Genomic DNA, 12,429 nt, shown 5'->3' with positions numbered 1-12,429 from the left:
GAGGCTCGCCGAGCGGCGCAATTGCGCCGCAAGGCTCGCACCTCAGGATGACGGTCGAACGTAACGAGACTGGACAAATCTGAGCCGATGCAAAAATTCTTCCACGACGCCGTCGAGTTCGTGCCGATCCTCTTGCAGGGTGTCTGGCTGACCATCGTCGTCACCGTCGGCTCGCTGTTGCTGTCGACCGTGCTCGGGCTGGTGTGGGCGCTGATGCGGGTGTCCGGCATCCGCGTCCTGGCCTGGCTCAGCGCCGCGCTGATCAATGTGATCCGCGGCATCCCGATCATCGTGCTGCTGTTCTACATCTATTTCGTGATGCCCGATTTCGGCATCGCGCTGACGGCATTGCAGGCCGCAATCATCGGGCTCGGCATCGCCTATTCGGCCTATCAGGCGGAAAATTTCCGCGCCGGCATCGAGGCGATCGACAAGGGGCAGATCGAGGCGGCGCAGACCATCGGGATGGGCTGGTGGCTCACCATGCGCCGCGTGGTGCTGCCGCAGGCTATCAGGATCATCCTGCCGCCCTACGGCAACATCATGATCATGATGCTGAAGGATTCCTCGCAGGCCTCCACCATCACGGTCGCCGAGCTCGCGCTGCAGGGCAAGCTGATCGCCTCCTCGACCTTCAAGAACACCAGCGTGTTCACCCTGGTGGCGCTGATGTACCTCACCATGAGCATTCCGCTCATCCTGCTGGTTCGGCACTTTGAGAACAAGGCGAACCGCAAATGATCGAGCTCAACGACGTTCACAAGAGCTTTGGCAAGGTCGAGGTGCTGAAGGGCATCACCGCGTCGGTCGCCAAGAGCGAGGTGGTCTGCATCATCGGCCCGTCGGGCTCCGGCAAGTCGACCATCCTGCGCTGTATCAACGGGCTCGAAAGCTACGATCGCGGCGAGATCAGCGTCGAGGGCGCGCGCGTCGACAGCAATGATCGCTCGATCGTCGCGATCCGCACCCAGGTCTCGATGGTGTTCCAGCGTTTCAATCTGTTTCCGCATCGCACCGCGCTCGAGAACGTCATCGAGGGCCCGCTCTATGTGAAGAAGGAGCCGCGCGAGCAGGCCGTCGCGCGCGGCCGCGCGCTGCTCGCGCAGGTCGGCCTCGCCGACAAGGCCGAGGTGCATCCACCAAAACTGTCCGGCGGCCAGCAGCAGCGCGTCGCCATTGCGCGCGCGCTGGCGATGCAGCCGAAGGCGATCCTGTTCGACGAGCCGACCTCCGCGCTCGATCCCGAACTGGTCGGCGAGGTGCTCTCGGTGATGCGCAAGCTCGCCGATGACGGCATGACCATGGTGGTCGTCACCCATGAGATGGGCTTTGCCCGCGACGTCGCCGACCGCGTGCTGTTCATCGACGGCGGCGTCATCGTCGAGCAGGGCGCCGCCAAATCCGTCCTCAACCAACCGCAGCACCCGCGCACCCAGGATTTCCTGCGCCGCGTGCTGCATCCGCTGTGATCCGGTCCTGTCTAATGAACGCTCCCGCCCGCCTGCCGCTGCCCCCGAGCCTCTATGCCGACACTGCGGTGGAGGCGTCGCCAACGCCGCCGCTAACTTCGGACGAGAGCGTGCCGGTCGCGATCATCGGCGGCGGCTTTACAGGGCTGTCGACCGCGCTGCATCTCGCCGAGCAGGGCGTGCATGCGACGGTGCTGGAGGCGCAGGAGCCGGGGTGGGGTGCCTCCGGCAACAATGGCGGTCAGACCAATCCCGGGCTGAAGCACGACCCCGACCAGATCGAGCAGGATTTCGGCGCCGATCTCGGCCGCCGCATGATCGAGTTCTCCTACGGCACCACCAACTTCACGCATGATCTGATCCGCCGCTACCAGATCCCCTGTGAGGCCAGGCAGAACGGCACGCTGCGCGCCGCCTATAACGAGGCCAGCGCCGCCGCGATCGAGACCACCGCGCAGCAATGCATCCGGCGCGGCATGCCGGTGAGGCTGCTCGACGCCGCCGAGATGCGCGCGATGACCGGCAGCGACCGCTACCTCTGCGCCATGCTCGATGCCCGCGGCGGCGATCTGCACCCGCTGAGTTATGCCCGTGGCCTGGCGCGCGCCGCGATCGGGGCCGGCGTTGCCGTCCATGGCGAGACGCCGGCGCTGTCGCTCCGCCGTGACGGCGGCCGCTGGCGGATCGAGACCCCGCGCGCAATCGTGCATGCCGACAAGGTGCTGCTCGCGACCAATGGTTTCACCGATGATCTCTGGCCGGCGCTTCGCCGTACCATCGTGCCGGTATTCTCGTCGATCGCGGCGACCGCGCCGCTGCCCGACGCGGTCGCGCGCGCCATCATGCCGGGCCGCCCGGTGCTCTACGAGAGCGGCCACATCACGGTCTATTACCGCATCGACCAGCACAACCGGCTCTTGATGGGTGGCCGCGGCCCGATGCGCTGGATCAGCAAGCCGGCCGACGTCGCCTATCTGATCCGCTACGCCGAGCGGCTGTGGCCGCAACTCAAGGGCACGAGCTGGACCCATGGCTGGAACAGCCGTCTCGCCATCACCGCCGATCACTATCCCCACGTCCATGCGCCGGCGGACAATCTGCTGATCTCGCTCGGCTGCAACGGCCGCGGCGTCGCGCTCTCGACCGCGATGGGCGCGCAGCTGGCCCGGCGCCTGATCGGCGGTCCCAAGGCCGAGATCGACATGCCGGTGACCGGCATCAAGCCGATCCCGCTGCATGCCTTCTGGCGGGTCGGCGTCACCACAGCGGTGCTGACCGGGCGGGTGCGGGACCGGCTGGGTGTGTGAAGCGGCTAACACAATTGCAGAATGTGTTGGGTTAATCTGATGTGTCGGATATGTTCGCAGTCTTATTGAAAGGCTGTTCATGCAGTGCGAGCGATGCGGTCATGCGAACCGGGCTGGCAACGATTATTGTGAAGATTGCGGTGCGCCGTTAGGCCTCAAATGTGATTCCTGTCACCATGTGAACGGGCCCTCCAGCCGCTTCTGCGGCCGCTGCGGCACCGCGCTTGCCGCGGCAGGCGGGCGTCCCGACATGCCCTCGCAGCGGATGCTCCGCTCGCTCAGCAGCAAGGGCGGCGAACGCAAGAACCTCACCCTGCTGTTTGCCGATATCCGCAACTCGACCAATCTGATCGACAGCCTCGGCGACCCCGAACTCGGGATGCGGCGTCTCGAGCCGGTGCTCGACCTGATGAAGGAGGCGGTCCACCGCTACGACGGCATCGTCAACAAGATCCAGGGCGACGGTGTCATGGCGCTGTTCGGCGCGCCGCCGCGCCCGCATGAGGACCATGCGGTCCGCGGCTGTCTCGCCGCCTTGGCCATGCAGGACTCGGTTGCGCGGCTTGCCGACCCGGGCATGCAGATCCGGGTCGGGCTGCACACCGGCGAGGTGGTCGTTCAGACGGTGGAAAACACCATCTACCAGACCTACGACGCCGCCGGCGCCAACGTCCACATCGCCAACCGGATGGAGCAGATGGCGGATGAGGGGGCGATCCTCATCACGCGGGACAGCTATCTCGGCGCCAGGCAGTTCGTCGAGGTGACGCCGCTCGGCATGCAGACCATTCGCGGCATCTCCACCCCGGTCGAGGTGTTCAGGCTGACCGGGCTGCTCAGCGCGCCCGCGAGCGACGTGTTCCGCAGCGGCCGGCGCCTGACCTCGATGGTCAACCGGACCGAGCAGATGGCGGCGCTGGACCACGAGCTGTCGCGCGCGGTCGGCGGCGACGGCCGGGTGGTCGGCATGGTCGGCGACGCCGGCATCGGCAAGAGCCGGCTCTGCTTCGAGTTCGCCGAGAATTGCCGCCGCAAGGGCATTCGCGTCTATGAGGCGCGCGTGCTGGCGCACGGCCGCGCGACACCGTTCCAGCCGGTGCTCGAGCTGTTGCGCGACATCTTCGGCATCCGCGTCAAGGAGCCGGTCGAGACATCGCGGCGTCGCGTCATCGACCGCTTTGCGGCAATGGCCTCGTCGGACCAGGAGCTGCTGGTGCTGCTCGAGTTTCTCGGGCTGGCCGATCCCGAGCATCCGGCCCCGAAGCTCGATCCGCGCGCGCTGCGGCTGCAGTTGCTCGATCTGGTTCGAACGCTCGTGCGGGCGCGCCCCGGCGACACGCCGACGGTCGTGCTGGTCGAGGACCTGCACTGGATCGACGCGGCGAGTGAGGAGTTCGTCGAGACGCTGGTCGATGCGATCGTCGGCACTGCGACGCTGCTGGTGGTCAATTTCAGGCCGGGCTTCAGCGCACCGTTCATGCAGCGTTCGCACTACCGCCAGATCGCAGTCCCGCCGCTGCCGTGGTCGGATTCGAACGAGCTGCTGCGCGAGCATTTTGGCAAGCATCCCTCGCTGGTCTCGCTGAGCAGCAATGTCATCGAACGCGCGCAAGGCAATCCGTTCTTCATCGAGGAGCTTGCCAATTCGGTCGTGGAGCGCGGCAATGTCGAGGGCGAACGCGGCAATTACCGGCTCAAGCACGGCGTCGATGCAGTGCCGCTGCCCGCGACGGTGCAGGCCGTCGTCGCCGCGCGCATCGATCATCTCGAGGAGGTCGCCAAGCAGGTGCTCGAAACCGCGGCCGTGATCGGCCGGCTGGTCGCGATGTCGGTGCTGCGTCCGGTCGCAGCGCTGCCGAACGACGATCTCCAGAACGCCATCGCGCAGCTCCGGCAGGCCGAGTTGCTGTACGATTTGCCGCCCTACGACAAGGGACTGCTGGCATTTCGCCATCCGTTGATCCAGGAGGTGGCCTATGCAACCCAGCTGCGGTCGCGGCTGACCACGCTGCATGCGACCGTCGCAAAGGCGATCGAGGGCTTCGACTGGGGCAAGCTCGACGAGTTTGCCGGGCTGCTCGCCTACCACTACGAGGCCGCCGGCCAGCCGTTGGAGGCGGTCTCGCATTTGCAGCGCGCCGCGCGCTGGATCGGCAAGACCAACTCCGCCGAGGCGATGAGGAGCTGGAAGAAGGTTCGCGCGCTGCTGCAGGACCTTCCCTCGTCCGAATATGTCGACCGGTTGCGGGCGATGTCGAGCGGCCAGATCCTCAACTTCGGCTGGCGCGAGGGCATGTCCGCCGAGGAGGTCAAGCCGTACGCCGAAGAGGCGATCAAATACGCCCGCGCGGCGGACCCGATGCACGAGCCGATCCTGCTCGGCGCCTATGGCCGGATCCTGGCCGCGACCGCGGCCGCCGACGACTATGTCAATCTCGTGCAGGACGCCTTGAAGCTCACGTCCGGCACCGGCGACGTCGGGCGGTTTGCGACCGTCAACGCCATGCTGAGTCAGGCGTTCCTGCTGTCGGGCCGCCTTGGCGAGGCGTTCGACGCCGGGCAGGTGGCGCTGGCCGCGATTGCCGAACAGGGCGGCTTCCACAACAACGTCACCCTCGGTCTCAACCCGAACCAGATTCTCGGCTTCGACGTCGAGCATTGGATCAGGTGCGTCAGTGCCCGAATCCTGGTTCGCCTGGGCCGGTTTGCCGAAGCCGAACAACAGATTGCCGAGCTGTTGCGGGCAGGGCCTGAAGGTTTTGCGCCGGTGGTGCAGTTCATCCCGCATCTTGCAATGGTGGAAATGGCCTGGAGACGCGGCCGGCCCAATCTTGCAAAACCACACGCCGCCAAGGTCGCCGAGTTGGCCGAGCGGTCCGGGATGCCCTACCTCCGGGTGGCCGCCCTCTCCAGTGCCGGCCTCGCCAGCGGTGCCGCGGGCGACTTCAAGGTCGGTGCGGTTCAACTTCGGGAGGCGCTCGACCTTGCGCGCTCCGCGCGCGCCGGCCTGGAATTCGAGGCCACCATGCTCGCGGATCTGGCCGAAACCCTTTATCGCGCCGCCGACCATCACGCAGCTCTGCAAACCGCCGACGAGGCACTGATGGTGGCGCGGCGAAGAACCGATCGCGTCGCCGAGTTGCACGCGACAGTGCTGCGCGGCCTGATCGTCTGCGCCTTGGGCAGCACGTCACATGATGAGCTTGACGAGCTTGTCGGCGGCGCTCAGAATCTGCTTGGCGTCTCCGGGGCAGTCTACTTCACGCCACTACTCGATCAGCTTCGATTGCACCTCGAGCGACGTCGCTGACGCGACGATTTTTCATTCTGGAAACAAGGTACTGAGGGGGTTTTGATGGGAGCGTTCATTAAGGACGAAACGACGCGGGATGTGCTGGACCTGCTGAACAAGCGGTTTGGCCCGGACGGCATCAAGGAGATGGTCGAGCTGCAAAAGGAATTCGACATCTTCTCGGCCGATCATCCGCTCGAGCAATCCTTCAAGCTGATCGGGATCGAGCCGAGCGACCGTGCTGAGCGGCAGCGTTGGTACGCCTTCCTCGGCAAGCTCAAGAAGTATCCGTCGGATATGGCGAATGTGAACGGATACGATCGGGTGATCCAGGCATTCCGGCAGGCGCTGACGCAGGGGTCCGCCTTGCCGGTCCATGTCGGCGTTCACACCATGAAGGGCAACCCGCAGGTGACGTTCTCGTCCGAGGGCAGCTCGCCGCTGATCTACTCGACCCAGTCGTTCCGGGTGCTGTCGATTCCGACCAAGCCGAGCAAGGTCGCTCGCAAGGATGCGGCGGCTGCGGCCAAGCAACGGCGGGCCAAGAAGAAGTGAGTCAGAGATGAGCAAGACATGAGCATCGCAGCGGAGGCCGCGGGCCCCGGCGCCGAGGGCGACCGGGCGCGGTTCTCCGACCTCTATGCCAATGTCGAGTCGTACTACAGCGCGCGGGTCGCCAAATACGGCGCCACCCCGCGCGGGGTGGACTGGTCCTGCCAGGCCACCCAGGACCTCCGCTTCGTGCAGTTGCTGAAGATCTGCGATTTTTCCGCGCCGTTCAGCCTGAACGACATCGGTTGCGGCTACGGCGCACTGTGCGCCTATCTCGCATGGCGCCATCCGCAGGCCGAGATCGATTATCTGGGGACCGACCTGTCGCGCGCCATGATCAGCCGTGCGCGCCGCCGCTTCTCGGTGCCGGGACGGCGGTTCAAGGTCGGCAAGGGCAGTCCGCGCCGCGCGACCTATTCGGTCGCGAGCGGCATCATGAACATCAATGTCGGTGGCTCCCGCGCATCCTGGGAGGCGTTCGTCGCGGAGATGCTGGCCGATTTGCGCTGCGCCAGCCTGCGCGGCTTTGCCGTCAACTTCATCACCGCCGGCGCGGAAGGCGCGGCGGATACGGATGGCGCGCCGACGCAGCTCTACTGCACCAGCCCCGAGCCGTGGATCCGCTATTGTGAACGCGAACTCGGCTGTACCGTCGAGACCATCGACGGCTACGGCATGAACGAAGTCACGCTGCTGGCGCGCTGCAACGATAGCTGATCGAGCCGAATTGCGGCCCTGCCTGGCATCACCGGCCGCCGTGTTGCGCTATCGTCTCAAAACGCCGGCTCCGGTAGCTTGGCAGGCGGCGTTGCCGTCTCCTTCGGTCCGGCCGAGTTCACGAAATGACGCAGCCTGTCCTTCAGGTCGAAGAGTTCGTCGAGCGGCATATTCAGGAAGCAATAGAACTCTCCCAGCATCTGCTCGGTTCGTTGGCGAAGCGACACGCCCTTCGGCGTTAGATCGACAAGCACGCGCCGTTCATCGTTCGGCTGCCGGCGTCGTGTCACCAATCCTTTGGCCTCAAGACGTTTGAGCATCGGCGAGAGCGAGCCGAGGTCCATTTGCAGCGCCGTGGCAAGATCTCCGACGCCGCGCGCCCCGCGCTCCCAAAGCACGACCAGCACCAGATATTGCGGATAGGTGACACCGAGCTTTTTGAGGAACGGGACGAACAGCCGCGTCATGTGATTGCTGGCGGCGTAGAGCGCAAAGCAAAGATGGTTGTCGAGGCCTGGCATCTCGACCGGCGCGATGGCGCTCCGACCGTTTCGATTTCTTGCATCGCCTCGCGCGTTCATCGTTCGTGTCTTCATGCTCGTCGGCCCGCTCTCGGAACAGATGATTTGCTGAGCCGAATCCTATCGTTAGCCGCCGCGCCAGCCAAGCCGCACGGCCGCAATTTTCTGTTGCTACAGAATATAATACCTCAGATATTTGACTCTTAATATTTTGTGTGCAAACTATTTGTACCTCAGTGATATGAGGCGTCCGGCCAAGCGCCTGCGCAACCGCCGGATTTGCAAATGAAAACAATATCGAGGGGAGGAATTGCATGTCGGAAATGGATCGCCGTGCGTTCGTGGGAACGGCCGCCATTGGTTCTGTGGCGGCCGCGGTTCTCGCTGCTTCGTCTGCACAGGCCGCCGGACAGGGCGGCTACTTCGTGATCGCAGAAATCGTATCCAGGAAGGACAAGGCGGATGAGCTCCGTGCGTTGCTCGTGCCGTTCGCCCAGACGTCGGCCAAGGAGCCGGGATGTCAGGTCTACACGTTGATGGAAGTGATCGGCGAGCCGGGCCGCTTCCTGACCTTCGAGCGCTGGACGGACAAGGCTGCGCTCGACGCCCACATGGTCACGCCTGACATCAAGGCCATCGTGCCGAAGCTCGAGCCCGTTCTGGCCAAGCCGTTCACGCAGCTCTTCCTGGATGCGCGCACCGGAGGCTGAACCGGTGCCTCTTGCACGCTATCGGCGGGTCGTTGCCTTGGCAGCGGCCCGAAGCCTCGCTCAACTCGTGACCTGAACCGAGAGCAAATCAACAGGGAGGGAAGAAATGCGTGGTCTATTTTGTGCTGCGGCGTCGCTGATTGCGCTTGGCGCCACGATGCCGGCTTGCGCCGGCGGAGTCTATGTCATCGAGAACGGCGAGGGAAACAAGGCGATCGCCGTGAAGAAAGAAGCGGCCGTGCTCGCCGCCGTGCCGGTCATGCCGAACGGCAAGACGAACCAGGGCTTCAACTATGGAATGCTCTACGAACTGCCCGGGGCCGCGGCGCACGTGATGCGCGGGCATGTGGATGCGAAGGGCTCGATCGCAATTCACGAAGGCCCGTTGCCCTACGTTCTCTATGTCATCAGCGGAAGCGGCAAGCTGTCCTTGAACGACAAGGGCGGCGGGCAGATCGGCGAGATCACCTACAAGCCGGATGACGTGATCGTCTTCCAGCCGAATACGCTGCACGGTTGGACCAACGGCGACACAGCGTTCGAATTTCTCGGCGTGGAGCTGTCCGCAGCGCAGAAATAGGCCAGTTCAAGCTCAAACCCAGGGAGAGAAGCCCATGTCCGAGGTCATTCTGCACCACTACCAGCTCTCGCCTTATTCGGAGAAGACGCGCCTGGCGCTGGGGCTCAAGGGCCAGGGCTGGCGCTCGGTCGAGATTCCGATCTGGACGCCGCGTCCCAAGCTCACGCCGATGACGGGAGGCTACCGGCGCACGCCGATCCTCCAGATCGGAGCGGAGTTCTACTGCGACACGCTTCTCATTCTTCGTGTCATCGAGAAGCTGGGCGGATCGGGCGCACTCTATCCCAAAGGACAGGAAGGTCTCGCCAAGGCCTTCGGCTGGTGGATCGAGAAAGGCTCGTTCATGAACGCCGTATGCCTGACCATCGGCAACATGAGTGGTAAAATTCCCCAAGAGCTCGTCGACGAACGGCGCCCGCTGTTCCGTGTCAATCTGGATCCGCAAGCGCTGCTTCCCAAGCGGGCGATATACCTGCAGCGGCTCAATGCGCATCTCGCCTGGCTCGCCGAAGTTCTGGCCGATGGCCGCGAGTTCGCCCTCGGCAGCGATCCTTCCGCGGCGGACTTGTCGGCCTATCATCCGATCTGGTTTGCACGCCAGAATGGCGGTCCGGAGATCGCGGAGCTGATCGCGTTCTCCGGCCTCGTCGATCCCTGGTATGCGCGCGTTGCGGCTCTCGGGCACGGCAAGCACACCGACATGACGCCGGACGAGGCGATCGAAATCGCCCGCGCCCATCAACCGAACGACCCTGACGGCTGGTCATCGGAAGCGAAGAACGTTGGAATTCGGCGGGGCGACCGGGTCAGTGTCACGCCGGATGATTACGGCAATCCCGTGCATGGGAGCCTGCTCGCCTGGACCGCCGACGAGATCGTGATCCGGCACGAAGACCCCTCGGTTGGCAAAGTGAATCTTCACTTTCCAAGGGTCGGCTTCGATGTGGCTCTCGCGGAGGAAGCTGCCTAAGGCAAATGAGCTACGAGGAGGAGCCGGCAGACTTCATCCTTCTCCGTCCGATGTTCGCTATCGCGTTCCAGCTTCGCCCAGATGCGTTCTGAAGAACGCAATGGCCTCGGCGTGGAAGCGCTGGTGAAACGCGGCGCGATCGAAGCCGGGCGCGTCTGTGCAGATGCTCGGCATCTTCTCGGCCTCCTTCGACGTGCAGAGCGCGAGGAAGGAGAAGTGTTTTGCGTCCTTCACCGGGTGAAAGTCCGGCTTCGACGGCAGCTTTTCCTTGATGTCGGCCGCGCAGCAACCGGACAGGCCGTCGCTGCCTTGCGCGGGGTCCGAGCTCCAGAGCTGCACCGGTATCGTGACAGCTTTCAGATTCTCCGCCGGAAAAAACAGCACCGGGTAGGGATCGACGATGATTGCGGCCTTGATCCGTGGATCGTGGATCACCGGCCCGCTCGGGATCTGTCCTTCTTCGAGTTCCTTGCAGGCCCGCAAGCTCGACGTCTGGCAACTCGGCAGGCCCTTGCGGAGATCGGGTACGGCGCCGATCGCGGCAAGGCCGGTGTATCCGCCCCAGGAGAAGCCGTAGAGACCGATCCGCCCGGCATCGATGCGCGCCGCATCAGGCCAGCCTCCGAGTGCGTAATCGATCGCACGCTTGATGTCGGCGGGCCGCTCGACCGTCACGGCAAGACTGTCGGTGCCGCTGGTGTCGCGTTCGGTGTCGGTCGGATGGTTGATCGTCACAACGATGAAGCCGGCATCCGCCAGTGCGCCCGCGGTGTCGTGATGACCGCCAAGCCATCCGCGCCTGCCATGCGAGATCACGATCAGCGGCAGCTTGGTTCCCATGATAGGGCAGTCGCTCACGCCGAAGAACGTTCTGCCGCCGCGGGCATCGATCTCGCGTGGCGTCTCGGCGCAGGGGGCCCATGCCACTCCCCGGATCGCAGGCCCGTCAGGGCCGGCGGGAACGTCGAAAAACCGTAGTCCGGCCGCCTGTGCGGCGGATGCCGCAAGCAACAGCAGAGCCGACAGCACGAAGGATTGACGGCGCATGGCTATCGCTTGTCCAGAATCCGCAGCTCGGCGGTCGCGGTCGCGACCGTCACGTTCTCCGCGTCGATCAGGTCGGCCGCGACGACCATGTCGTGGTCGGTTTGCGAAACGATTTTCGCCTTGGCCATGATCGGGCCGACGCGCGCCGGCTTGAGGAATCGCGTGGTGAGGGTTTTGGTCACCACGGTGCGCGTCGGAGGAAGCGCCGCCAGCGCGCCGAGCCCCGTGGCCGAGTCCAGCATCGCGGCGAGGAAGCCGCCCTGGATCGTGCCATGCCGATTCGTGAACGAGGGCTGCGCCTCGAAGCGGATCGAGGCGGTTTCACCGTCGAAGCCCAGCCACTCGCGTCCAAGGAGTTGCGCGCCGGGCGGCGCGTCTGCGCTTGCATTGCTCAAGCCGATCACCCTTGCTTGTCATCAGGCCCAGTGGACCGTCCCGGACCTCAAGCCGTCTTCGGAAACAATGGCCGGAAGAACGACCGATCATAGCGCGTGAAGCAGCCGGTCTCCTTTGCGAAAGCGATCGCTTTCTGAACGTCCGGATCGGCAGCGGAATCCTTCCGGTATTGCTCGTAGGCGGCGAGGCTCGGAAAGCTGAACATCGCCAGCGCGACGTCGCTCGCGCCTTCGGACGGCAAGAAATAGCCGTGATGGATACCGCCAAACCGCGGCACCAGCTCGAGCCACATGGCCGCGTAAGTTTCAAAGTCGGCGAGCTTGCCCAGTCTGATCTCGTAGCGCAGGTAGCAGGTAATCATCCGGCTGTGCTCCAGCTCATCGTTGAACATGGCTTCCGACTATATCTCAGCGACGGATTCGCGGCTACATCGCGGCGTCCGCCCGATCGCGTTGCCGATTGGACACGACGGGCAAATCAGCAAAACCTGTCAGGCCCCGCGCGTGCCACATATTCGATGTCGTCCCTGCGAAAGCAGGGACCCCATAACCACAAATGGTTGTTGTTGAATGATGGTGGAACGACGAGTCCCGATTACAATATCCGCCGCGGAGTATGGGTCCCTGCTTTCGCAGGGACGACGCGGGGAGGGAGTCTTGTCCCCATCTACACCGGTCAAGCCGGGCGATGACAGACGAGGTGCGCAATGAAGCGCGCGGTACCCTGCGAAAACCATCCTCATCGTCGTCCCGGCGTAAGCCAGGACCCATTACCCCAAATCTCACTTGTTGCGTGAGGCGGGGCCACGATCCCGCTCATCATCAAATGCGGTGGTTATGGGTCCCGGCTTGCGCCACGACGACGAATG

13 protein-coding genes are annotated in these 12,429 nt (G+C 64.4%); 9 read left to right on the top strand and 4 right to left on the bottom strand.

What is annotated here, in order from left to right:
• Window positions 1-87: 87 nt before the first annotated feature.
• The 6 genes from BI327_RS34700 to BI327_RS34675 all read left to right on the top strand — a co-directional run bounded on the left by BI327_RS34700 (window position 88) and on the right by BI327_RS34675 (window position 7,337).
• Window positions 88-741 (top strand): amino acid ABC transporter permease, encoded by a 654-nt coding sequence (locus tag BI327_RS34700; RefSeq protein ID WP_076865849.1) that lies wholly within the window; start codon window positions 88-90, stop codon window positions 739-741.
• A complete protein-coding gene (locus tag BI327_RS34695) occupies window positions 738-1,469 on the top strand; it encodes an amino acid ABC transporter ATP-binding protein (protein WP_076865848.1) in 732 nt (243 codons plus the stop codon). Before BI327_RS34700 ends, BI327_RS34695 begins: the two co-directional genes overlap by 4 nt.
• A gap of 14 nt (window positions 1,470-1,483) precedes the next feature.
• Window positions 1,484-2,776, top strand: a complete 1,293-nt coding sequence (locus BI327_RS34690) for an NAD(P)/FAD-dependent oxidoreductase (protein ID WP_076865847.1) — start codon at window positions 1,484-1,486, stop codon at window positions 2,774-2,776.
• A 79-nt stretch (window positions 2,777-2,855) separates the two neighbouring features.
• A complete protein-coding gene (locus BI327_RS34685) occupies window positions 2,856-6,086 on the top strand; it encodes an adenylate/guanylate cyclase domain-containing protein (protein WP_076865846.1) in 3,231 nt (1,076 codons plus the stop codon).
• Window positions 6,087-6,131: 45 nt separating this feature from the next.
• The gene (locus BI327_RS34680) at window positions 6,132-6,623 is read left to right on the top strand and encodes a hypothetical protein (RefSeq protein ID WP_083742317.1); all 492 of its coding nucleotides are present in this window, start codon (window positions 6,132-6,134) and stop codon (window positions 6,621-6,623) included.
• An 18-nt stretch (window positions 6,624-6,641) separates the two neighbouring features.
• Window positions 6,642-7,337, top strand: coding sequence for a class I SAM-dependent methyltransferase (locus tag BI327_RS34675; protein WP_076865845.1), 696 nt, complete (start codon window positions 6,642-6,644; stop codon window positions 7,335-7,337).
• Between the two features lie 56 nt (window positions 7,338-7,393).
• Here the strand turns inward: BI327_RS34675 and BI327_RS34670 are convergent, their stop codons facing one another.
• Window positions 7,394-7,918: a MarR family winged helix-turn-helix transcriptional regulator gene (locus BI327_RS34670; RefSeq protein WP_083742323.1), complete on the bottom strand. Its 525-nt coding sequence runs from the start codon at window positions 7,916-7,918 to the stop codon at window positions 7,394-7,396.
• A 263-nt stretch (window positions 7,919-8,181) separates the two neighbouring features.
• Between BI327_RS34670 and BI327_RS34665 the strand changes: the two genes are divergently transcribed.
• From BI327_RS34665 to BI327_RS34655, 3 genes are all read left to right on the top strand, one after another.
• Window positions 8,182-8,568 carry a putative quinol monooxygenase gene (locus BI327_RS34665; protein WP_076865843.1) on the top strand — a complete coding sequence of 129 codons (387 nt, stop codon included), beginning with the start codon at window positions 8,182-8,184 and terminating at the stop codon, window positions 8,566-8,568.
• A gap of 106 nt (window positions 8,569-8,674) precedes the next feature.
• Window positions 8,675-9,148, top strand: coding sequence for a cupin domain-containing protein (locus tag BI327_RS34660; RefSeq protein WP_076865842.1), 474 nt, complete (start codon window positions 8,675-8,677; stop codon window positions 9,146-9,148).
• Window positions 9,149-9,182: 34 nt separating this feature from the next.
• Window positions 9,183-10,118, top strand: coding sequence for a glutathione S-transferase family protein (locus BI327_RS34655; RefSeq protein ID WP_076865841.1), 936 nt, complete (start codon window positions 9,183-9,185; stop codon window positions 10,116-10,118).
• A gap of 57 nt (window positions 10,119-10,175) precedes the next feature.
• Here the strand turns inward: BI327_RS34655 and BI327_RS34650 are convergent, their stop codons facing one another.
• The 3 genes from BI327_RS34650 to BI327_RS34640 are packed head-to-tail and all read right to left on the bottom strand — an operon-like array spanning window position 10,176 to window position 11,922.
• Window positions 10,176-11,165 (bottom strand): alpha/beta hydrolase family protein, encoded by a 990-nt coding sequence (locus tag BI327_RS34650; protein ID WP_076865840.1) that lies wholly within the window; start codon window positions 11,163-11,165, stop codon window positions 10,176-10,178.
• Between the two features lie 2 nt (window positions 11,166-11,167).
• Window positions 11,168-11,560, bottom strand: coding sequence for a PaaI family thioesterase (locus tag BI327_RS34645; RefSeq protein WP_394329906.1), 393 nt, complete (start codon window positions 11,558-11,560; stop codon window positions 11,168-11,170).
• Window positions 11,561-11,607: 47 nt separating this feature from the next.
• Window positions 11,608-11,922, bottom strand: coding sequence for an NIPSNAP family protein (locus BI327_RS34640; RefSeq protein WP_076865913.1), 315 nt, complete (start codon window positions 11,920-11,922; stop codon window positions 11,608-11,610).
• Window positions 11,923-12,429: the final 507 nt, after the last annotated feature.

The organism is Bradyrhizobium mercantei, from assembly GCF_001982635.1.
Lineage (GTDB): Bacteria > Pseudomonadota > Alphaproteobacteria > Rhizobiales > Xanthobacteraceae > Bradyrhizobium > Bradyrhizobium mercantei.
The sequence above is the reverse complement of the archived record's forward strand: the minus strand, read 5'-3'. Positions and strand labels throughout refer to the sequence as shown.

Coding starts and splice junctions, on each gene's coding strand:
- BI327_RS34650 (WP_076865840.1), bottom strand. CDS start 11,165: ATGCGCCGTCAATCCTTCGTGCTGTCGGCTCTGCTGTTGCTTGCGGCA.
- BI327_RS34655 (WP_076865841.1), top strand. CDS start 9,183: ATGTCCGAGGTCATTCTGCACCACTACCAGCTCTCGCCTTATTCGGAG.
- BI327_RS34675 (WP_076865845.1), top strand. CDS start 6,642: ATGAGCATCGCAGCGGAGGCCGCGGGCCCCGGCGCCGAGGGCGACCGG.
- BI327_RS34700 (WP_076865849.1), top strand. CDS start 88: ATGCAAAAATTCTTCCACGACGCCGTCGAGTTCGTGCCGATCCTCTTG.
- BI327_RS34690 (WP_076865847.1), top strand. CDS start 1,484: ATGAACGCTCCCGCCCGCCTGCCGCTGCCCCCGAGCCTCTATGCCGAC.
- BI327_RS34640 (WP_076865913.1), bottom strand. CDS start 11,922: ATGATTACCTGCTACCTGCGCTACGAGATCAGACTGGGCAAGCTCGCC.
- BI327_RS34680 (WP_083742317.1), top strand. CDS start 6,132: ATGGGAGCGTTCATTAAGGACGAAACGACGCGGGATGTGCTGGACCTG.
- BI327_RS34665 (WP_076865843.1), top strand. CDS start 8,182: ATGGATCGCCGTGCGTTCGTGGGAACGGCCGCCATTGGTTCTGTGGCG.
- BI327_RS34670 (WP_083742323.1), bottom strand. CDS start 7,918: ATGAACGCGCGAGGCGATGCAAGAAATCGAAACGGTCGGAGCGCCATC.
- BI327_RS34695 (WP_076865848.1), top strand. CDS start 738: ATGATCGAGCTCAACGACGTTCACAAGAGCTTTGGCAAGGTCGAGGTG.
- BI327_RS34685 (WP_076865846.1), top strand. CDS start 2,856: ATGCAGTGCGAGCGATGCGGTCATGCGAACCGGGCTGGCAACGATTAT.
- BI327_RS34660 (WP_076865842.1), top strand. CDS start 8,675: ATGCGTGGTCTATTTTGTGCTGCGGCGTCGCTGATTGCGCTTGGCGCC.